Below are 20172 nucleotides of genomic sequence, written 5' to 3' on the forward strand. Positions count from 1 at the left end.
GAGAGGGGTGGCGCATGCGGAGAGGGCGGCGCATGGGGGGAGGGGGCTGGAGGCGGCGCTCAGGTGTTGCCGAAGCCGATCATGCTGCGGACCGGGCCCAGCGACGGCGTTGCCGCGAACCCCGGCGCCGCCGCGCACACCGCGGGCACTGCGTTCAACACCTGCATCCCGGTTGCCACGTTCGCGGAGTTGACGTGCTCGAGCATGGTGGCGTCGCGCTCGAAACTGGCCAGCGACAGGAAGTGGGTGCGCATCGACGGGTCGCCCTCGATCGTGAGCGTCCAGCCGTGCTGCGGCTTGGGCCAGTGCTTCGGGTACTCATTGCCGACGGTCCACAGCGTCTCGATCTCGACGAGTGCCACACCATCGCGGCGTCCCACCCAGTTCCACCGCTGACCGGACGTGGTCCCGGCGCGCAGCACGTGGTCGAAGATCTCGTGGTCGTGTTCGGCGGCGACTGCCTCGACGGTCGCCGTCACCTCGTCGATGCCTGCGTGCAGCGCATCGGCAAGCAGCCACACCTGCTCGGTGAAGATGGAGCTGTTGAACGCGAGGAATTCGTTTGCGGTGACGGCGATCTCGTCGACCGGGCTGCCGAAGCGCATGTTGTCGAACGTGATCGCGGTGCTGTCGTACACCGACCAGTCGGCCCGCTCCTGCAGCGTCAGCTTGTCGATGGTTCGGCTCATGCCCGCCATCGCCAACGGCAGTGCGCCGGACAGGTTCCCGGGATTCAGCCCGCTGCCGTGGACGCTGACGCCGCCGGCGTGACATGCGGCCAGCAGACGGTCGCGGTCGGCGGCGGGCAGGCGGTCCGGGTGGAACAGGAATGCCGTGGTGACGACGTTCTTGCCGCTGGCCAGGATGGCGCAGACCTCGTCGAGGTCGGTCAGGCGCGGTGTGTACACCACGCAGTCGGCGTCGACGGCGAGGATGCGGTCGACGTCGGTGGTGGCGATGACACCGACCGGCTCGCGGCCGATCAACTCTCCGGCGTCGACGCCGTCCTTGTCGTCGGAATACACTCTGACCCCGGCCAATTCGAGCCCGGACCGGGTGTCGAGGATGGTGGCGAGCACTTCCTTGCCGATGGCACCGGTACCCCATTGGATGATGCGCAGTGCCATGTCGGTGTCCCGTCCCTTCAGGCGCCGACCTTCAACTTGGCGGCGGCTGATTCTGGCATGGGCTCGTACCGGACGAAGGAGCGGGTGAAGTTGCCCGCGCCGTGGGACAGGGCGCGCAGGTCGATCGCGTAGCGGGTCAGCTCGACCTGGGGGATCTCGGCGTTGACGACGGTCCGCTCGTCATCCCCCGGCGCGGTACCCAGCACGCGGCCGCGCCGACCAGCAAGGTCACTCATGACCGCGCCCACCAGGTGATCCGGAATCACCACGGCGACCAGGTCGACGGGCTCGAGCAGGCTCACGGTCGTGGCCGCGGCCGCCTCGCGCAGCGCGAGCGCGCCCGCCATCTGGAAGGCGAAGTCCGACGAGTCGACGCTGTGTGACTTGCCGTCGAACAACGTCACTCGGATGTCGACCACCGGATATCCGGGGCCCACGCCCTTCTCCATCTGTGCGCGGACGCCCTTCTCGACGCTCGGGATGAATTGGCGAGGAACGGCGCCGCCCACCACCTTGTCGACGAACTCGAACCCGGCCCCCTGCGGAAGCGGTTCGACCTCGATGTCGCACACCGCGTACTGGCCGTGCCCGCCGGATTGCTTGACGTGCCTGCCGTGGCCCTTGGCCTTGCCGCCAAACGTCTCTCGCAGCGGGATGCGCACCTCCACGACGTCGACGCTGACGCCGTAGCGCTTGGCCAGCGCGTCGAGCACGACACTCGCATGCGCCTCGCCCATGCACCACAGCACGATCTGATGCGTTTCGGGATTCTGGTCGATGCGCAGCGTGGGGTCCTCGGCGGCGAGCCGTTGCAGGCCGACGGCCAACTTGTCCTCATCGGTCTTGGCATGCGGCTCGATGGCGATGGGTAGCAACGGTTCCGGCATGGTCCACGGTTTCAGCACGACCGGCTCGGCCTTGTCCGACAACGTGTCGCCGGTTTCGGCGTGCGTGAGCCTGCCGATGGCGCAGATGTCGCCCGCCACCACCGACGGCGCCACGCGCTGCCGCTTGCCGAGCGGGAACGACAGCGCGCCGATCCGTTCGTCCTCGTCGTGATCCCCATGTGAAGGGCCAGTTGTGGATCCGAAGAACGACGAAAAATGGCCCGACACGTGAACCGTCATGTCGGGCCGTACGGTGCCGGAGAACACCCGCACCAGGCTGACCCTGCCCACGTACGGGTCCGACGTCGTCTTCACCACCTCGGCGACCAGTGGGCCTGCCGGATCGCAGGCCGGTGACCGCCGCGAGGCGCCCGACGGCGTGAACACCTCGGGCATCGGATGCTCTGGGGGCGAGGGGAATCCGTCGACGATGACGTCCAACAGCTCGCGCGTCCCGACGCCGGTGGTGCTGCACACCGGCAGCACCGGAAAGAACGACGCCTTGGCGATGGCCTTCTCGAGGTCGTCGATCAGTACCGACGTCTCGACGTCCTCACCGCCGAGGTAGCGCTCCATCAGCGTCTCGTCCTCGGACTCCTCGATGATGCCCTCGATCAAGGTGCCGCGCTGGTCGGCCACCGCGTCGTCGTCGGCCGCGGACAACAACCCGACCACACCGCCGTCGCGCGGCACGAACAGCGGAAGGACCTTGTCGCCGAACGCGTCCCGCGCTGCTGTCACCGCAGTGTCGAAGTCGGCGCGGGCATGGTCGAGCTTCGTGATCACCACCGCGCGAGGCATGCCGACCCGGCTGCACTCCAGCCACAACGACCTGGTCGGTTCGTCGACGGCCTCGTTGGCGGCGATCACGAACAGCGCGCAGTCCGCCGCGCGCAGTCCCGCACGCAGCTCGCCGATGAAGTCGGCATAGCCGGGAGTGTCGATCAGGTTGACCTTCACGCCAGAATGCATCAGCGATGCCAGTGCCAGGCCAACCGACCGCTGCTGCTCGACCTCCGCTTCGTCGCAGTCGCACACCGTGGTTCCTTCGGCGACCGATCCTGGCCGGGTGAGCACACCGGTGGCCACGAGCAGGGCTTCGACCAAGGTGGTCTTGCCGCCGCCGGATGGCCCGACGAGCACCACGTTGCGGATGGCGGCCGGAGTGTCCGCGACGGGCACCGCGCCGTTGCCTTGGGAATTGTTCGACTTGTCTGCCATGACATCCCCTCTGCCCCGATCAATCCCACCTTTCACCCAAACCGGTGGAGGGCACAAGGGTCGGCAGACACGAAAGAGGGGCACCCGCTCGGGTGCCCCTCTTCGATGGTGGGTGTTACTTCACGTCGACGTAGACGGTCTTGTCGGTGACCGTGGTCAACAGGTCGTCTCCAGGGTTGCCGGAGTCGGTGCGGCTGTAGGTCTGTCCGGGACGGACGGCGATGACCGACGCCTGCTCGATCGGGGTGCTGCCGACGTGATTCACGATCACGTTGTAGCCCTGCGATTCGAGCTTGCTGATCGTGTCTTGTGCGTTGCCCGGACCGCTCGGTGCGGCGTCGGCGGGCGCTGCGAGCCCGAGGACGGCCGCTACGAGACCGCTAGCGACGACGGTGGCAAATCCGAACTTCTTCATGTTTCGACTTCTTTCTTCCTCTTCATCCGCTCTCGAGCCGTGGTGCCGGACACGCGGTTCGGATGCTTCCTCGACCGTTCAGAGGGGATCCCCCGACCCGGTCGATGAGTTCAAACCAACAGGTCAGGGGTTTAATTCCGGTGGCAGAAATTGATCGACGGATGGCAGAAATTGATCTAGGGGCCGTGCTCGCCCGCGCGCCGGTGGGTGTGACCACCAGCGCGCAGCCGCTTCGATGTCAGCAACCTCACGCCCGCCAGGACGCCCAGCGTTGCACTTCGATGGTCACCACTGGGCCGTCGAGCGCGATCCGCTGGTACTGGGTGTACTTGCGGCGGAGCAGCGCGTACCCGATCGCCATTGCCTCGCCCGCGGTGTGGATGTCGGCCAGTCCGTCCGCGCGCACCCACCACAACTGCGTCCAGTCCGCGTCGTAGTGGTCGACGAGCAAACTCACCCGGGGGTTGGACGCGATGTTGGACAGCCTCCGCAGCCGTTGCGTGGACTTCCGCTTGGCGTCGACGGCGGTGTAGATCGTTGCACCCCCGGCGTTCTCGTCCACCGCGAACACCACCGGCACGACGTGCGGAGCGCCGTCCGGACCGACCGTGGCGAGCACGGCCACCGGAGCGGTTGCGAACGAGCCCGCCGCGTCGAATCCCGCGGCGTCGAATCCCGCGGTGTCGAATCCCGTCATCGGTGCGGGCGTGGCTGCGGGGCGACGCTGATCGGCGAGCGGGTGATCGGCGTGCGGGTGACGCCGATCTCGGGTTGCTTGCTCGGCCGCGGCTCACTGCGCGGCCGGTTGTACACGGGCGGCGGTGGGGGAGGCGGAGCCGAGGTCTCCGGTGGGGGCGGCGGTGGGGGAGGCAGCGAGCTGATGTCCTCCGGGGTGGTGGCTGCCGTGGTCGGGGTGGACGACGTCTCGGGGGCGGGGGCTTCGTCGGTGTCCTCCGGTCCGCGAACCGCGAGCAGCACCACGGAGACCACCAGTGCGACCACGGCCACCACGACCGCGACGATTGCCGTCACGGCACCCTGGGTGCGGTACCACGGCAGTGCCGCAGGCTTGAAGTTCCAGGTGTTGGCGTTGAACGCGTCGAAGCGGTCCTCGTCGAGGACGACCGTCTCGGGCACGACCGGATGTGCGTCCTCCCAGACGATGTCGCCGGGCGGGTCGGCAGGGTCCGGTTCGTCGAAGAGGTAGTCGAAGCCGCCACCGACCGGCTCGGACTCTTGGTCGGCCGCGGGCAGCTGAATGGCCAACCGGTCGGTGTCGACCGGGTCGTCCAGGCGAAATTCCCCGGTGTAGTCGGATTCCCCCGAGGCTTCACTTTCAGCCACCCCCCGATGCTATGCGGCTACCTGGGCAAACGTGCGGTGGGGCGGATATCGGCGCGGCGTGGCGGCTATCGGGAAGTGTCTGCCCTGAACGCGCCGCGCCGTCGGGAGCCCGGCGGTAAGGTCACGCGACGTCGGCTTCGTTCACCCGGACGAACCCGTTCAGTCATGTTGACGTCACGCCTCCACCACCGCAGCGCCTTGCGCCCGTTAGAAGGTTCGCCAATGAAGAATTCTCGGTTCGCCGTGACCGCCCTTGCCCTCCTCGTCGCAGGAGGGCTCGTCGCGTGCGCGCCGCCGGAAAAGGACAACGGGGGCGCGACCACCGACTCCGGTGTCAAGGCGAGCGAGGCGACCTCGGCAGGCGACTTCGGCGGCATCGACAAACTGGTCGAGGCCGCCAAGAAGGAAGGCGCGGTCAACGTCATTGCGCTGCCGCCGGACTGGGCGAACTACGGCGCGATCATGAAGGCCTTCGGCGACAAGTACGGCATTAAGGTGAACTCCACGCAACCCGACGCCGCCAGCCAGGACGAGATCAACGCAGCCAACCAGCAGAAGGGCAAGTCCACCGCGCCTGACGTGTTCGACCTCGGCCAGTCCGTCGCGCTGGCCAACACGGCCCTGTTCGCGCCGTACAAGGTGGAGACCTTCGGCGACATCTCGGACAGCTTCAAGGATCCCGACGGCAAGTGGGTGAACGACTACGGCGGCTACATGTCGATCGGTTTCGACTCGTCGAAGGTGCCCGCGGTCACCGGCGTGAACGACCTGCTGAAGCCCGAGTTCAAGGGCAAGGTCGCGCTGAACGGTGACCCGACGCAGGCCGGCGCGGCGTTCTCCGGCGTCATGATGGTGTCGGTGTCCCAGGGTGGCTCGCCCGACGACATCGCGCCCGGCGTCGAGTTCTTCCGCAAGCTCAAGGAGGCAGGCAACTTCCTGCCGGTCGACCCGACGCCGGCGACCATCGAGTCCGGCCAGACGCCGGTGGTGATCGACTGGGATTACCTCAACGTCGCCGAGACCAAGAAGCTGCCGTCGTGGAAGGTGGTCATCCCGCCGAACGCCGCGGTGGCCGGCTACTACTACCAGGCGATCAACAAGGATGCGCCGCACCCGGCGGCGGCCCGGCTGTGGCAGGAGTTCCTCTACAGCGACGAGGGTCAGAACCTGTACCTGAAGGGTGGCGCGCGTCCGGTGCGGGCCGACACGATGGTCGCCAAGGGCACCATCGACCAGGCCGCCTACAAGGAGCTGCCGCCGGTGGACGGGGCCGCGACGTTCGTCTCGGTCGAGCAGAACCAGGCGGCGACCAAGTACCTCGAGGCCAACTGGGCGAAGGCGGTCGGCTGATTCTGCTCCGCCGACTGCGGGACGCGCTGCCCCTACTGCCGTTCTTCGTCCTCGTCGCCGTCTTCCTGATCGTCCCGACCATCACCGTCATCGTCAGCGCGTTCATCGATGACGGCCGGTTCTCGCTCGACCGCATCGAGGCGCTGTTCTCCGAGACGGCGTTGTCTGCGCTGAGCAAGAGCGTGCTGCTTTCTGGTAGCACCGCCGTGGCGGGCGCGGTGTTCGGTGCGCTGCTAGCGTGGCTGATCGTCAGCAGGCCGCCGACGTCGCTGATCCGCCGCACGGTGGTCTCGCTGTGCAGTGTGCTTGCCCAGTTCGGCGGTGTGGCACTGGCTTTCGCGTTCCTCGCCACCATCGGACTGAACGGCGTGCTGACGCTGTGGGTGGCTGACCACCTCGGTGCGAACCTGGCGGGCTCCGGCTGGCTGTACGGACTGCCGGGTCTGATCCTGGTGTACACGTACTTTCAGATCCCGCTGATGGTGATCGTGTTCCTGCCCGCGCTCGAAGGGTTGCGCTCGCAGTGGCGCGAGGCAGCGATCAGCCTCGGCGCGTCGACGTGGCAGTACTGGCGCGAGGTGGGCATCCCGCTGCTCACCCCGGCGTTCCTCGCGTCGCTACTTCTGTTGTTCGCCAACGCCTTCGCGGCTTATGCGACGGCGGCAGCGCTGGTGAGCCAGGGCAGCCCGATCCTTCCGCTGCTGATCCGATCGGCACTGACCAGCGAGGTGGTGCTCGGTCAGGCCGGCTTCGCCTACGCGCTGGCATTGGAGATGATCGTCGTGGTCGCGGTGGTGATGTTGGCCTACAACCTGCTGATGCGCCGCACCTCGAGGTGGCTGCGATGAAGCCGAACGGTTCGACGTCGACGCGGGTGACGCGGGCGGGGCTGTGGGTGCTGTTCGGGGCGTTCTTCCTCTTTCCGCTCTACGCCATGGCCGACTTCTCCACCCGCAACCTGATCAAGGGCGGCCGCACGCTGACCGCATGGGCGAACCTGTTCGCCGACGACGCGCTGTATCAGGCGATCATCACGTCGCTGTCGCTCGCAGTCCTGACGGTGACGGGCATGCTGATCGTGTTGGTGCCCACCATGATCTGGGTGCGACTGCGCGCGCCGTGGGCCAAGGGCGCCGTGGAGTTCCTCTGCCTGTTGCCGTTGACGATCCCCGCGTTGGTGATCGTCGTCGGACTGAAGAACGTGTACCTGTGGGTGACCTACCTGCTCGGCGAGTCCGCGCTGACACTGACGTTCGTCTACGTGGTCATCGTGCTGCCGTTCGCCTACCGGGCGATCGACGCCGCGCTGTCGGCGATCGACCTGCGGACCCTGGCCGAGGCAGCCCGGTCGCTCGGCGCGGGGTGGACGACGGCCATCCTGCGCGTGGTGGTGCCGAACATCTGGTCGGGCATCCTGTCGGCCGCGTTCATCTCGGTGGCCGTCGTGCTCGGCGAATACACCATCGCCTCGCTATCCGGCTTCGAAACGCTGCAGGTGCAGATCGTCGCAATCGGCAAGAGTGACGGGCCGACCTCGGTGGCCGCATCGTTGGCCACGCTGCTGTTCGGTTTCGTTCTGCTGCTTGCCCTTTCATTGATTTCACGACGGAGGCGCCCCCTATGACCACCAGCGTGGCGGTCGAACTGACTGACCTGACCCGGGTCTATGGCACCGTGCGGGCGCTCGACGGCCTGACCTTGCACATGGAGCCCGGCGAGTTCGTCGCGCTGCTCGGCCCCTCGGGGTGCGGCAAGACCACCGCCCTGCGGATCCTGGCCGGCCTCGACGAGGCGACGTCGGGGACGGTGTCGGTGAACGGCCGCGACATCACCCGCGTGCCTGCGAACAAACGCGACATGGGCATGGTGTTCCAGGCCTACAGCCTCTTCCCACATCTGACGGCGCGCCAGAACGTCGAATTCGGGCTGAAGGTGCGGGGCAAGGCGAAGCGCAACCGCGCCGAGCGCGCCGCGGAGATGCTCGAGCTGGTCGGCCTTTCGGAGCACGTGGACAAGTACGCCGTCGAGCTATCCGGCGGGCAGCAACAGCGCGTTGCGTTGGCGCGCGCGTTGGCCATTCAGCCCAGTGTGTTGCTGCTCGACGAGCCGCTCTCGGCGCTCGACGCGAAGGTGCGTGCGCAGCTGCGCGACGAGATCCGCCGCGTGCAACTGGAAGTCGGTACGACGACGTTGTTCGTCACCCACGACCAGGAGGAGGCCTTGGCCGTGGCCGACCGGGTCGGCGTGATGAACAAGGGCAGGCTCGAACAACTCGATCCTCCCGCGAAGGTGTATGCCGATCCCGCAACGCCTTTCGTCGCCGAATTCGTCGGGCTCAACAACAAGGTGCCCGCGGAGGTAAGTTCGGGCCAGGCGCATGTGCTCGGCACGTCGGTGCCGACGCTGGCCGGTTCGATCGCCTCGGGTACGGGCACCGCGCTGGTGCGGCCGGAGTCGGTGACGGTGACCACCGATCCCGCGGGCACGTCGACGGTGAAGTCGGTGGCATTCCTCGGGCCGATCTCGCGGGTGTACGTCGCGCTGCCCGACGGTGCCGTCATCGACGCTCAGCTGCCAAGCGCGTTGGCCCGCACGTTCGAGCCGGGTTCGCCGGTCACCGTGGGAGTGGAGCCGACGACGCTTCTGGTGGTGCCTGCTCAGACGTCCTGAACCGGATCGATGCCGAGATCCTTGTACGTGACCAGCGCCGCGAACGGCACGTTGCGGGCGGCGAAGCGCTTGGCGGCGACGTCGCCACGGTCCACCATCGGGATCACGCCGGTGACGACGGCGCCGACGGCGGTCACCCGCTCGAGGGCCAACTCGGTGGAACCGCCCGTGCTGATCACGTCGTCGACGAGCAGGACGCGGGTGCCGGGTTCGAGCCGGGTGCCCTCGATCCACTGCTCCCTGCCGCGCTGCTTCTGCTCCTTGCGCACCGAGAACCACGCCTTGCCGGTCACCATCGCGACGCCGTGGGCCAGCGGATCGGCCCCCATGGTCAGCCCGCCGACGGCGTCGAACTCGATGCCGGACCGTGCGGCGAGGTCTGCGACGGCCCGGCTGACGGTCGTCAACCGCTCGCCGGTGTCGACGGCGTACTTGCCGTCGATGTAGTCGTGACTCAGCTGACCGCTGACGAGCTTGAACGGCTCGTCGCGCCGCTCGTGGCCGCGGGTGCGGATCAAGTCGAAGGCGGCTTGCCAGGATTCGGGGCGCTCGGGCATACGGCGATGGTATCGGCCCGGGGGCGGACGGGAGGGAAGCGGTCAGTCCTGCCGGGCGCGGCGCGCCAATTCGACTGTGGCGGCGCGCAATTCGTCGATCGAGTCGATCGGTGCTCCGTAGCCGATCCGGGTGTACGCCACTCCCCGGTCGGTGGTCACCCGTAGATCGAGCCCGTACCGGTCGGCGCCGGTGCAGGTGGCGTGCTGCGTGTCGGGGTAGCCGCCGAGCGTGCGGGCCATCGCGGTGAGCGCCGCCGCGTGGTCGGCATTGAGGTGCCCGACGGCGCCCGCGGCGCTGGGCTTGACCGGATCGGGTTGGGCCGCCGCGTAATCCTCTGCGGTCGCGGAGTCCATGCGGCCGTAGCCGCCGACCCAGCGCACCCGCTGCACGCGCAGCACCCAGAGCGTGAAGTCGGCGTAGTCGACGTAGTACTTGGCGGCGGGCACGGCGTCCAGATGTGCCTGGCGTGCCGCGGCGTGCTCGTCGCCGGACGGTTTCGCGACCACGCCGGCCAGCGTGATGCGCCCGTTGGCGAGTGGGTCGCCTTCGGTCGCAGGCGCCACGACCGACAGGCTGGCCCGCTGATCGCCTGACAGGTTGCGACCGTGCTCGGCGAGGTTGGACACGCACAGCACCGGCGCGCCACCGAGCAGCCCGTACGTCACGAACGAGGCCCACGGGTCTCCGTCCGCCGTCAACGACGCGAGCGTGCCGACGTTCGTGGACGCCGCGATGGTGCGGGCTTCCTCGGCGGCCGATGGGCGCACGGCATCGACGGGAGGGTGCAGTGGGGGCGGGACCGAGGGGGCGTCACCGGGGTCACCGTGGTCGCGGGAAGCCACGTCGGCACCCTACACGCGCACCGGGCAACCATTCTTTTCTCCGTGGTCAATTCTTTTCGAGCAACCATTCATTTACGGAGTCGTAGTTTCTTATGTCACAATGGCCAAACGCTTTTCGGCGTTTTTGTTTTCGAGAAACGAGAGGTTGTGCCCGCCCCGGTCAGACGCTTGGCGATATTCATCGGCGCGCTTTCGGCGACGCTGGTTTTGAGCGGTGCCGCGGCGGGCATCGCATATGCCGAGCCTGACGATTCTGGCAACTCCGGCGATCCCGGAACCGGCACCGAGACGGGCACCGTCAGCGAACCTCCGACGACGGTGGCAACGCCCGTCGCACCCACCGATCCGCTCAGTCAACTGCGCGAGGCGCTGCAGCGGCCGCTCAGCATCTTCGGAAACGGAAGGGCTCCAGGCGAGCCGACCACGAAGCCCGGCAGCAAGACGCCGGACCGGACCAAGCCCGAGCTCGAGCCGGAAGTGAAGCCCGATCCGCCCGTCGAGACGACGGAGGAGGGCACCGGTACCGAGGTGATCGAGCCCGAGGTGCCCGTCATCGAGCCCGAGATCCCCGAGAAGAAGCCGGAGCGACCGGCGCAGCGGTCGGTGGGAAGCAGTGCCGAGTTGACCATTGGCCCGGCGCACCTCGCGATTCCGCTCTTCACCATTCCCTGGACGACCGAGCGGACGTTCTCCATCAATCTCAGTGATCCCGAATCCGCCTTCTCGTCGGTGCAGGACACGTTCGCCAGTTTGAATTCGCTGTGGGCCGAGGCCTACGCGCCCTTCAACCCGTTCCCGCCGCCCCCGCCGAAGCCGACTTTGCGGACCATGGAGGAAGAGCCCGTCGTCGACTCCTCCGGCGGTGGCGGTAGTGGCGCCGTCCAACCGATGTTCGAGCACGTGGCGGACCTGCCGGTGCTGCAGGCGCCGACGGCCTTCCCCGTGGTGCGGCCGGGCCCGCCGCGTCCCGTCGCCGAGACCGTTCCCGCGGGTGCGGCGTCACCTCGGGTGCTCGGCGTCGGAACTGCCGGTGTGCGCGCGGTGGCGGGACGTGGCTCCGTCACGCAGGGGTCGGTGCAGGCCGGTGAGGCCACCCCGCGCTCCACGACGACGCCGACGGTCAACACGGCGTACCGCCAGGGGTTCACGCAAACCCTGCGCACCGCCAGGGCCGGGGAGATCGCCGTCGTCGCGTTGCCCGGGCTCGCCGGACTGCTGGCGATCACTGCGAGCGGCGGCGTGCTGGGTTACCGGCAGGCCAACTCCGGCCGTTACCTTCGCGCGGGGGCCGACCGCTTCCTGCAGTAGATGTTTGCTGCTGCGGTGGTAACTTTCGTCGATGGCGGCGCGAGAGGTCGTGGATCCGGCGGGGATTCGGTGGAACGTACGGCGACGGTGGTACGCGTGGCACCGGTTGTTGTCGTTCCGCGAGACGCTGAGCAATTCACCGAGCGAACCGGCGGAACCGGCGCCCGATGCCCCCGCCGATGAGGAATCGGCCGACTCCGGCCTACCGCGAAACGTCGTGTTGAAGGTGCTGCTGATCGTCCTGGCCGGCCTCGTGTGGGTCCTGCTCGGCGTCGGCAAGATCCTGATGTACTCGGCGGCCATCGTGCTGTTCGTCGTGCTGTCGCTCGCGGAATTGGTACTCGAACTCCTCGCGATGCCGGTGGTGCTGCTCCTCAGATTGCTGGGAGTGGCACGCTGGCCGGTCCAGATCAACCGGCAGGGCAAGCACTTCGCCACCAGATACGCGGACGGTCTGGCCTCGGCGAGCGCGTTGCGCGACGAGGTGGCCGGCCAGATCGAGCTGGGCGGCCTGCCGTCCGAGGACGCCGCCGTCGCGGCGTAACGGAGTCGGGGTCCTAGCCGCCGAGCGCGGCGATGAGGTCCTTGATCCGTGCCGACTCGTCCTCGGTGGGGGTCTCCTCCGCCTCGACGGCTTCGATCAGATCCCTGCGCAGGCCGACGCCGTTGCCGGCCTCCTTGGTCGACAACTTGGCATGTCCGCGCGCGACGTACAGGCGCTGGCCGAGTGTGGCGCCCGGCCCGTTCGCCGCCGTCTCCATCAGCTCGTCGTAGCGGCGCCGCACGTCACTGAGCGCGACGATCACCGTCGGCGTGACCCGGCTGCGACCCGCCGCATCGGACAGCGAGCCCTGGAGTTTGCGGAGCCCGGCGAGGATGACGCCGACGCGCCCCGGGTACTCCGGATCGCTCGGGTCGGGAAGCGACTCGATGGCGGCGGCGTACATGTGCATCGCCGCATCGGACAGACCAACGATTACTGGAGCTTCGCCGTCATTCGGCGCCGAATCAGCCACGCGCACTCGATTCTCGTTCGGTTTTCCACTTCGCCAGTGATGGCTCGAGTGCCAGTCTGACGGACGCAGGACGCCGAAACGTTAACGCGTATCCGGTGCTTGTACAACCGCTACGTCTGCCCGGATTTGGCGCGGCCGCCGGACACCTCGGCAGTGAAAGTTTGCGCGCGAAATGCGGTGATTCAATTAGCGTCGCCGTGGGTAGGTTTGAACTCTGTATGGACCACATCAGAAGTGTCCCGGAAGCCGCCGACCCCGATTCGGCGGAAGGCAGCCACGTCGAGGACGGTGTGGTGGAACATCCCACCTCCGATGACTACGAACACGCTCGCACGTTGCCCGAAGATCGGACCTGGTTCAAACATGCGGTCTTCTACGAGGTGCTGGTGCGCGCGTTCAACGACTCGAACTCGGACGGGGCCGGTGACCTTCGGGGCTTGACCGATCGCCTCGACTACTTGAAATGGCTTGGCGTCGACTGTCTTTGGCTACCGCCGTTCTACGATTCGCCGCTGCGCGACGGCGGCTACGACATCCGCGACTTCTACAAGGTGCTCCCGGAGTTCGGCACGGTCGACGACTTCGTCACGCTGCTCGACGCGGCGCACCGGCGCGGCATCCGGGTCATCACCGACCTCGTCATGAACCACACGTCGGACTCGCACGCCTGGTTCCAGGAGTCCCGCCGCGACCCCGACGGACCGTACGGCGACTTCTACGTGTGGAGCGACACCAGCGAGAAGTACGCCGGAGCACGGATCATCTTCGTCGACACCGAAGAGTCGAACTGGACGTACGACCCGGTGCGACGGCAGTTCTACTGGCACCGGTTCTTCTCGCATCAGCCCGACCTCAACTACGACAATCCGGCCGTGCAGGAAGCCATGCTCGACGTCCTGCGCTTCTGGCTCGACCTGGGCATCGACGGGTTCCGCCTCGACGCGGTGCCGTACCTGTTCGAGCGGGAGGGCACCAACTGCGAGAACCTGCCGGAGACGCACGCGTTCCTGAAGCACTGCCGCAAGGTGATCGACGACGAGTTCCCCGGGCGGGTGCTGCTGGCCGAGGCCAACCAGTGGCCCGCCGACGTGGTCGAGTACTTCGGCGACCCGAGCACCGGCGGCGACGAGTGCCACATGGCGTTCCACTTCCCGCTGATGCCCCGCATCTTCATGGCGGTCCGGCGCGAGTCGCGGTTCCCCATCTCGGAGATCCTGGCGCAGACGCCACCGATCCCCGAGATGGCGCACTGGGGCATCTTCCTGCGCAACCACGACGAGTTGACACTCGAGATGGTCTCCGACGAAGAGCGCGACTACATGTACGCCGAGTACGCCAAGGATCCCCGGATGAAGGCGAACGTCGGCATCCGCAGGCGGCTCGCACCGCTGCTGGAGAACGACCGCAACCAGATCGAACTGTTCACCGCGCTGCTGCTGTCACTGCCCGGTTCGCCGGTGCTGTACTACGGCGACGAGATCGGCATGGGCGACATCATCTGGCTCGGCGACCGCGACGGCGTCCGCACGCCCATGCAGTGGACGCCCGACCGGAACGCCGGCTTCTCGACGGCCAATCCGGGGCGGCTGTACTTACCGCCGAACATGGATCCGATCTACGGCTATCAGTCCGTCAACGTCGAGGCGCAACGCGACAGTTCGACGTCGCTGCTCAACTGGACGCGCACCATGCTGGCCGTCCGCCGCCGTCACGACGCGTTCGCCGTCGGCACGTTCCGTGAGTTGGGTGGTTCGAATCCGTCGGTCCTGGCCTTCGTGCGCGAACTCGAGCGCAACGGCGACGAGGACGCGGTGGTGTGCGTCAACAACCTGTCTCGTTTCCCGCAGCCCATCGAACTGAATCTGCAGCAGTGGACCGGGTACACACCGGTCGAGATGACCGGCCACGTCGAGTTTCCTCCGATCGGGCAGCTGCCCTACCTGCTCACGCTGCCAGGACATGGGTTCTACTGGTTTCGGCTCAGGAAGCCCCTAAGAGAGTCAGAGGAAATTCGATGAACGCGCCGGCCCAACTTCCATGGACGACATGGTTGCCGTCGCAACGCTGGTATGCCGGGCGCAGCCGCGAATTGGCGGACGCCAGGCCCGGCGAGGTCGTGCCGTTGCGCGACGATCTCGACGTCGTGCTGCTCGACGTCGACTACACCGACGGCTCGTCGGAGCGGTACCAGATTCTGATCCGCTGGGACACCGGTCCCATCGACGAGTACAACGTCGTCGCGACCATCGGCACCGTGGTGGACGAGCAAAGTGAGCGGACGGCGTACGACGCGCTGTACGACCCCGGCGCAGCAAAGGAACTGCTGTCGCTGATCGACCAGTCGGCGTCGGTCGGGCCGCTGCGGTTTCTCAAGGAGCCGGAGGCGGAACTGCCGATGGACGCGGCGCCGCGGGTATCCAGCGCCGAGCAGAGCAACACCAGCGTGGTGTTCGAGGACGCAGCGATCTTCAAGGTGTTCCGTCGGGTCACACCCGGTGTGAACCCCGACATCGAGCTCGGCCGTGAGCTGGCGCGAGCCGGCAACCCGCACGTCGCCCAGCTCCTCGGCTCGTACGAGGCCGTCCTCGACGGTGAGCCCTACGCACTCGGCATGGTGGCCGAGTTCGCGGGCAACTCCGCCGAGGGCTGGGACATGGCCTTGGCCAGCACGCGAGACCTGTTCGCCGAGGGCGACCTGTACGCCGACGAGGTGGGCGGCGACTTCGCGGGTGAGTCGTACCGGCTCGGCGAGGCGGTCGCGTCGGTGCACCTGACCTTGGCCGAGGCGCTCGGCACGTCGCACGTGCCGTTCCCGATGGACGCCCTGCTGGGCCGGCTGCACGCGGTGGCGAGGGCTGTTCCCGAACTGGAGCAGTACGTCACGACGATCGAGGAGCAGTACCGCAAGCTCGCCGACGAGACCATCGTCGTCCAACGGGTGCACGGCGATCTGCACCTCGGGCAGGTGCTGCGCACCCCTGAGCGCTGGCTGCTGATCGACTTCGAGGGCGAACCCGGGCAGCCGCTCGACGAACGGCGGCGGCCCGACTCGCCATTGCGGGACGTGGCGGGCGTGCTGCGGTCCTATGAGTACGCCGCCTATCAACGTCTCGTCGAACGCGGGGGAGATCCGCGGCAGGACAAGCAGCTGGCGGCACGCGCCCGCGAATGGGTGGAACGCAACTGCTCGTCGTTCGCCGAGGGATACACGGCGGGCGGCGGCACCGATCCCGCTCGTCAGCCCGACCTTCTCGCCGCCTACGAACTGGACAAGGCGGTGTACGAGGTCGGCTACGAGGCCAGGCACCGACCGGGATGGTTGCCCATTCCGATGGGTTCGATCGTCAGGCTCGTCGGCTGAGCGTGTAACGGATCGGCGCTCACTGGTCACGGAAGAGACATACACGTTCGATTCCGACCAGGGAGACCGACATGAGCACGCACACCGTCATTCGTCCGAACCTGCAGCCGTCGACCGTCAACACCGTCGACGCCGTCACCGGCGCCCTAGCCCGCTACGGCCTCGTCGTGGTGCTGGCGTGGTTCGGGGTACTGAAGTTCATGGAGTACGAGGCCAACGGCATCGTGCCGCTGGTGTCGGAGAGCCCAATGATGAACTGGCTGTACGGCATCTTCTCGGTCACCACGTTCTCGGCGCTGCTCGGTGTGTTCGAGCTGGCCGCCGCGGCGCTGTTGGCCGTCAAGCCGTGGTGGCCGCGCATGTCGATCCTCGGCAGCCTGCTGGCGATCGTGCTGTTCGTGGCAACGATCAGCTTCCTGTTCACCACGCCCGGTGTGACCGAGGCGACTGCGGGCGGGTTCCCCGCGTTGTCGATGACCGGCGGGTTCCTGATCAAGGACGTTGCGCTTCTCGGGGTGGCCGCATGGACGCTGTCCGACGCGCTGCGAGCAACCCGCAGCCGTCTCTCGGCCGGTTCACAGGCCGGCCCACGGTAGCGATGCGTCACTGGGCGGTGTGACAACGACGTTCAACGCCCTCGAGACGGCGCCGGCCTCCGAGCCCATTCCGACATCGCCCGCCCGGATCTCCACCGCTGCGTGGAACCGGGTGGGCCTCGTCGTGCTGCTGGCAGGCACCGCGGTGCTCTACCTGTGGGACATCACCATCAACGGCATGGGCAACCAGTTCTATGCGGCGGCCGCCCAGGCCGGTGCGACGAATTGGGAAGCGCTGCTGTTCGGTTCGCTGGATTCGCGCAACTTCATCACCGTCGACAAGCCGCCGCTGTCGCAGTGGGTGATGGGATTGTCGGGCCAGCTGTTCGGGTTCAGCAGCGCGAGCATGCTGATCCCGCAGGCGTTGATGGCCGTCGCCGCCGTCGGCTTGCTGTACGCCGCGGTCTCGCGGATCAGCGGGCCACGGACCGGGCTGCTGGCGGGCGCGGCGCTGGCGCTGACACCGGTGGCGGTGCTGATGTTCCGGTTCAACAATCCCGACGCGGCGATGGTGTTGCTCATGACGGCCGCGGCGTACTGCACGGTGCGCGCGCTGCAGCACCACGGCGCCAGGTGGTTGGCGTTGGCGGGCGTCGCGCTGGGGCTTGCGTTCCTGGCCAAGATGCTCGAGGGCGTCATGGTGGCGCCTGCGCTCGCCGCGGCCTACCTGGTGGCCGCCGCGGTGCCGATGCGCACGCGTCTGCTGCACCTGTTGGGCGCGGCGGCAGGCTTCGTGGTGGCGGCAGGCTGGTTCGTGGTGCTCACGCTGCTGTGGCCGGCGTCGTCACGGCCGTACATCGCGGGGTCGACCGACAACAACTTCATGAACCTGGTGTTGGGCTACAACGGTTTTGCGCGGGTACTCGGCCACAACCATCCGGCGTTCACGCCGCCGCCGTCGGAGCTTGGCACGCTGGCGGGCAGCCCGGTGCACGTCGGCGTCCGGTCCGGTGGAGCGTTCGCCGGTGGTGGATTCGGCAGCCAGTCGCGGGGCTGGACGCGGTTGTTCTCCGGCGAATTCGGCTTCGAGATCGGCTGGCTGATCCCCGCCGCCGTGCTGGCGACCGTCCTGGTGCTGGTGGCCCGCGGCCGCGCGCCGCGCACCGATCCCGTGCGGGCGGCCGCCATCTTGTTCGGCGGCTGGATCCTGGTCGACGGGGTGGTGCTCAGCTACATGCAGGGCATGATCCATCCGTATTACAGCCTGTCCATCGCGCCCGCCGTCGCGGCGATGTTCGCAATCGGCGTCGGCCAGATGTGGGCACGGCGTGAATCATGGTGGTGCCGAATCGGTCTCGCGACGACGCTGCTGGGGACGGGGTTGTGGAGCTGGTGGGTGCTGGAACGCAACGCCGACTGGTTGCCCGGCCTGAAGTGGGCGGTGCTGGTGCTGACCGTCGTGGCGTCACTGGCGCTGCTCGGAGTGTGGGCGGCCATGCCGCGGCGCGGTGTGGTGATGGCGTTGGTTGGCGTGGCGGTGGCAGGCGCGCTGGCCGGCCCCGCGGCGTACGCCGTTGCCACGGTCGGGGTGGCGCACGAGGGCGGCGGCCCGTCGGTGGGACCGGCGCGGGCGGGTGGGCGCAGCATGGGAATGTGGGGCGGCAAGGGCGTCGACAGCCCGGAACTCGATGCGATGCTGGAGGCCACCCGCACGCCGTGGTCGGCTGCCATCGACCGGTCGTCGAGCGCCGCGGGGCTCGAATTGTCCACCAACACAGCGGTGATGGCGATCGGCGGCTTCTCCGGGACGGACCCGACGCCGACGCTCGCGCAGTTCCAGGACGACGTCGCCCACCACCGGGTCGCGTACTACGTCGCCTCGAACAACCGCGGCCGCGGCCCGCAGTGGAACGGTCGTGGACACGCCGACATCGCGGCGTGGGTGGCTCACACGTTCCGGGCGGAGCAGGTGGGCAGCGCGACGGTGTACGACCTGTCCGCACCGAAGTGAGTGAGCCGAAGTGAGCGAGCGGCGCCGTCGTGCAGCTCGCGGAGCCGGCACCCCGAAGCCTGGGCAGAGCGGTAGTGAAATTGCCCACCTACGAGCGACTTTCGCGCGCCGGCCATCGAAAAGTCGCTCGTAGGCGGGCAAACGGGGTGCCGTCATGTGCAGCCCCCTCATCGCTCGTAGCGAATGCGAGTGAGCATGGGGTGACGTCGCGACTGTGAGCCTGACGAGATTTGAGCCCCTCAATGTCAAGCGGTTACGACAACATTCGGCATTCCTGGCTAAGCGGCTGGGGCGAGGAGGGCGGCGAGTCGGTCGGCGGGGGTGTCCAGGTCGAGAGTCGGTCGGGGCCGTGTGTTGAGTTTGTCTTGGATGCGTTTGAGGTCGGCTTTGGTGTGCACGCGCAGGTCGGTGCTCTTTTCGAACCAGAATCGAAGCAGTCGATTGGTGTTCTCGTTGGTACCTCGTTGCCAAGGTGAGTGGGGATCGCAGAAGTAGACCGGCGCCTGTAGCTGCAGGTTGATGTCACGCCAGTTGGCCATCTCACTTCCCCGGTCCCAGGTGATCGTGCGACGCAGATGGGCCGGCAACTCGCTCATCGCCTCGATCATCGCGGCGGCCACCGAGTCGGCGGTGTGGTCGGTGGGTAGGTGCAACAGGATGGTGAACCGGGTGCTGCGCTCGACCAGTGTGCCGATCGCACTGGTGCATCCGGTGCCCAGAATCAAATCGCCCTCCCAATGCCCTGGCACGGCGCGGTCGGCGGCCTCGGCGGGGCGGTCGCTGATGGTGAACACGTCATTGAACTTGCCGCGTCGCTCCGCCCGGCCCTGGGTCTTTCGCGCGGACCGCTTGGTCGACAGGCACTTGTGCAGATCGGCACGCAGCTGGCCACGGGTCTGCACGTAGAGGCACTTGTAGATGGTTTCGTGGCTCACCCGTGCCAGCTTGTCATCGGGGTGATCTCGAGCCAACACCTCGGCGATCAGCCCCGGGCTCCACCCGTCATCCATCCAGGATTCGATCTGGGCGCATAACACCGGATCGTTGAGCGTGAACTCCTTGGGGCGCTTGGCTTTCTGCGTGGCCCGGGCGTGGGCCATCCCGGCGTGGTAGTCCCCGTCGGGGTTGCGGTTTCGGTCGACTTCCCGCCAGATGACGGCCCGGTCACGGCCGATCTGACGGCCGATCTCGGCGTAGGAGAGTTTGGCGTCGAGCCCGCGCATGATCTCGATGCGTTCATCGAAGTTGAGCCGGTGGCCCCGCCCACCCGGCCCATTCAGGTCACCGGGCTCGAGCAGACCCGTCGCACTCTTGCTGTTTCGTCCAAGACGCATCGCTCCAGCGTCACGCCACCACAACCCCGCCGTGTTGTACGACACGCCCACACCCGCGGCTGCATCCCGAACCGACTCACCCCCGCACACCCGATCGAACAGCTCCCGACGGACAGAACGCGAAAACGGATAACCACACGGCACAGCAACCTCCAGCTACCAGGGATGTTGCACTGACCGTATGAATCTGCC

General features: G+C 67.5%; 19 protein-coding genes. 10 read left to right on the forward strand and 9 right to left on the reverse strand.

The window, feature by feature from the left end:
* Positions 1-59: 59 nt before the first annotated feature.
* The 5 genes from N536_RS0131310 to N536_RS39970 all read right to left on the reverse strand — a co-directional run bounded on the left by N536_RS0131310 (position 60) and on the right by N536_RS39970 (position 4994).
* Positions 60-1127 (reverse strand): dihydrodipicolinate reductase, encoded by a 1068-nt coding sequence (locus N536_RS0131310; protein ID WP_036438254.1) that lies wholly within the window; start codon positions 1125-1127, stop codon positions 60-62.
* Positions 1128-1144: 17 nt separating this feature from the next.
* Positions 1145-3235 carry an elongation factor G-like protein EF-G2 gene (locus N536_RS0131315; protein WP_029117226.1) on the reverse strand — a complete coding sequence of 697 codons (2091 nt, stop codon included), beginning with the start codon at positions 3233-3235 and terminating at the stop codon, positions 1145-1147.
* 115 nt (positions 3236-3350) lie between these two features.
* The gene (locus tag N536_RS0131320; protein ID WP_029117227.1) at positions 3351-3650 is read right to left on the reverse strand and encodes a hypothetical protein; all 300 of its coding nucleotides are present in this window, start codon (positions 3648-3650) and stop codon (positions 3351-3353) included.
* Positions 3651-3897: 247 nt separating this feature from the next.
* On the reverse strand, positions 3898-4347 hold the full coding sequence (locus tag N536_RS0131325; RefSeq protein WP_029117228.1) for a TIGR03668 family PPOX class F420-dependent oxidoreductase: 450 nt from the start codon (positions 4345-4347) through the stop codon (positions 3898-3900).
* Complete coding sequence (locus tag N536_RS39970; protein ID WP_036438256.1) at positions 4344-4994, reverse strand: hypothetical protein; 651 nt, start codon at positions 4992-4994, stop codon at positions 4344-4346. The genes N536_RS0131325 and N536_RS39970 overlap by 4 nt, the downstream gene beginning before the upstream one ends.
* 222 nt (positions 4995-5216) lie before the next feature.
* Here N536_RS39970 and N536_RS0131335 point away from each other — a divergent pair, with 222 nt between their 5' ends.
* From N536_RS0131335 to N536_RS0131350, 4 genes are read left to right on the forward strand one after another with little or no spacing between them, the layout of a single operon-like run.
* A complete protein-coding gene (locus tag N536_RS0131335) occupies positions 5217-6344 on the forward strand; it encodes an ABC transporter substrate-binding protein (RefSeq protein WP_029117229.1) in 1128 nt (375 codons plus the stop codon).
* Positions 6341-7192 (forward strand): ABC transporter permease subunit, encoded by an 852-nt coding sequence (locus N536_RS0131340; protein ID WP_029117230.1) that lies wholly within the window; start codon positions 6341-6343, stop codon positions 7190-7192. The genes N536_RS0131335 and N536_RS0131340 overlap by 4 nt, the downstream gene beginning before the upstream one ends.
* A complete protein-coding gene (locus tag N536_RS0131345; protein ID WP_036438285.1) occupies positions 7189-7968 on the forward strand; it encodes an ABC transporter permease in 780 nt (259 codons plus the stop codon). The genes N536_RS0131340 and N536_RS0131345 overlap by 4 nt, the downstream gene beginning before the upstream one ends.
* Entirely contained in the window at positions 7965-9014 is a 1050-nt protein-coding gene (locus tag N536_RS0131350; protein ID WP_029117232.1) for an ABC transporter ATP-binding protein, read from the forward strand. Before N536_RS0131345 ends, N536_RS0131350 begins: the two co-directional genes overlap by 4 nt.
* Here the strand turns inward: N536_RS0131350 and pyrE are convergent.
* Both pyrE and N536_RS0131360 read right to left on the reverse strand, forming a co-directional pair.
* Positions 9002-9571 (reverse strand): orotate phosphoribosyltransferase, encoded by a 570-nt coding sequence (pyrE, locus tag N536_RS0131355; RefSeq protein ID WP_029117233.1) that lies wholly within the window; start codon positions 9569-9571, stop codon positions 9002-9004. The genes N536_RS0131350 and pyrE overlap by 13 nt on opposite strands.
* 42 nt (positions 9572-9613) lie before the next feature.
* Positions 9614-10414: a HugZ family protein gene (locus N536_RS0131360; RefSeq protein WP_029117234.1), complete on the reverse strand. Its 801-nt coding sequence runs from the start codon at positions 10412-10414 to the stop codon at positions 9614-9616.
* Between the two features lie 147 nt (positions 10415-10561).
* Between N536_RS0131360 and N536_RS39975 the strand changes: the two genes are divergently transcribed.
* Both N536_RS39975 and N536_RS0131370 read left to right on the forward strand, forming a co-directional pair.
* Positions 10562-11722, forward strand: a complete 1161-nt coding sequence (locus N536_RS39975) for a hypothetical protein (protein WP_155948817.1) — start codon at positions 10562-10564, stop codon at positions 11720-11722.
* Positions 11723-11753: 31 nt separating this feature from the next.
* Complete coding sequence (locus N536_RS0131370) at positions 11754-12266, forward strand: hypothetical protein (RefSeq protein WP_029117235.1); 513 nt, start codon at positions 11754-11756, stop codon at positions 12264-12266.
* Positions 12267-12279: 13 nt separating this feature from the next.
* Here the strand turns inward: N536_RS0131370 and N536_RS0131375 are convergent, their stop codons facing one another.
* Complete coding sequence (locus N536_RS0131375; RefSeq protein ID WP_029117236.1) at positions 12280-12669, reverse strand: hypothetical protein; 390 nt, start codon at positions 12667-12669, stop codon at positions 12280-12282.
* 287 nt (positions 12670-12956) lie between these two features.
* On the opposite strand from N536_RS0131375, the gene treS reads away from it, so the two are divergent.
* From treS to N536_RS0131395, 4 genes are all read left to right on the forward strand, one after another.
* Positions 12957-14756: a maltose alpha-D-glucosyltransferase gene (treS, locus tag N536_RS0131380; protein ID WP_029117237.1), complete on the forward strand. Its 1800-nt coding sequence runs from the start codon at positions 12957-12959 to the stop codon at positions 14754-14756.
* The gene (locus tag N536_RS0131385) at positions 14753-16099 is read left to right on the forward strand and encodes a phosphotransferase (RefSeq protein ID WP_029117238.1); all 1347 of its coding nucleotides are present in this window, start codon (positions 14753-14755) and stop codon (positions 16097-16099) included. Before treS ends, N536_RS0131385 begins: the two co-directional genes overlap by 4 nt.
* 71 nt (positions 16100-16170) lie before the next feature.
* Complete coding sequence (locus N536_RS0131390; RefSeq protein ID WP_029117239.1) at positions 16171-16695, forward strand: YkgB family protein; 525 nt, start codon at positions 16171-16173, stop codon at positions 16693-16695.
* Between the two features lie 19 nt (positions 16696-16714).
* Positions 16715-18646 (forward strand): glycosyltransferase family 39 protein, encoded by a 1932-nt coding sequence (locus tag N536_RS0131395; protein ID WP_029117240.1) that lies wholly within the window; start codon positions 16715-16717, stop codon positions 18644-18646.
* A 278-nt stretch (positions 18647-18924) separates the two neighbouring features.
* Here the strand turns inward: N536_RS0131395 and N536_RS39980 are convergent, their stop codons facing one another.
* Positions 18925-20124 carry an IS30 family transposase gene (locus N536_RS39980; RefSeq protein ID WP_029117133.1) on the reverse strand — a complete coding sequence of 400 codons (1200 nt, stop codon included), beginning with the start codon at positions 20122-20124 and terminating at the stop codon, positions 18925-18927.
* Positions 20125-20172: the final 48 nt, after the last annotated feature.

It is taken from the genome of Mycobacterium sp. URHB0044 (assembly GCF_000620625.1).
GTDB lineage: Bacteria > Actinomycetota > Actinomycetes > Mycobacteriales > Mycobacteriaceae > Mycobacterium.

What these genes read in the sequence shown, in the direction of transcription:
- N536_RS0131370 (WP_029117235.1), top strand. Translation starts at nt 11,754, where the DNA reads ATGGCGGCGCGAGAGGTCGTGGATCCGGCGGGGATTCGGTGGAACGTA.
- N536_RS0131325 (WP_029117228.1), bottom strand. Translation starts at nt 4,347, where the DNA reads ATGACGGGATTCGACACCGCGGGATTCGACGCCGCGGGATTCGACGCG.
- N536_RS0131310 (WP_036438254.1), bottom strand. Translation starts at nt 1,127, where the DNA reads ATGGCACTGCGCATCATCCAATGGGGTACCGGTGCCATCGGCAAGGAA.
- N536_RS0131390 (WP_029117239.1), top strand. Translation starts at nt 16,171, where the DNA reads ATGAGCACGCACACCGTCATTCGTCCGAACCTGCAGCCGTCGACCGTC.
- N536_RS0131350 (WP_029117232.1), top strand. Translation starts at nt 7,965, where the DNA reads ATGACCACCAGCGTGGCGGTCGAACTGACTGACCTGACCCGGGTCTAT.
- treS (WP_029117237.1), top strand. Translation starts at nt 12,957, where the DNA reads ATGGACCACATCAGAAGTGTCCCGGAAGCCGCCGACCCCGATTCGGCG.
- N536_RS0131320 (WP_029117227.1), bottom strand. Translation starts at nt 3,650, where the DNA reads ATGAAGAAGTTCGGATTTGCCACCGTCGTCGCTAGCGGTCTCGTAGCG.
- N536_RS0131315 (WP_029117226.1), bottom strand. Translation starts at nt 3,235, where the DNA reads ATGGCAGACAAGTCGAACAATTCCCAAGGCAACGGCGCGGTGCCCGTC.
- N536_RS0131385 (WP_029117238.1), top strand. Translation starts at nt 14,753, where the DNA reads ATGAACGCGCCGGCCCAACTTCCATGGACGACATGGTTGCCGTCGCAA.
- pyrE (WP_029117233.1), bottom strand. Translation starts at nt 9,571, where the DNA reads ATGCCCGAGCGCCCCGAATCCTGGCAAGCCGCCTTCGACTTGATCCGC.
- N536_RS0131345 (WP_036438285.1), top strand. Translation starts at nt 7,189, where the DNA reads ATGAAGCCGAACGGTTCGACGTCGACGCGGGTGACGCGGGCGGGGCTG.
- N536_RS0131335 (WP_029117229.1), top strand. Translation starts at nt 5,217, where the DNA reads ATGAAGAATTCTCGGTTCGCCGTGACCGCCCTTGCCCTCCTCGTCGCA.
- N536_RS0131375 (WP_029117236.1), bottom strand. Translation starts at nt 12,669, where the DNA reads ATGTACGCCGCCGCCATCGAGTCGCTTCCCGACCCGAGCGATCCGGAG.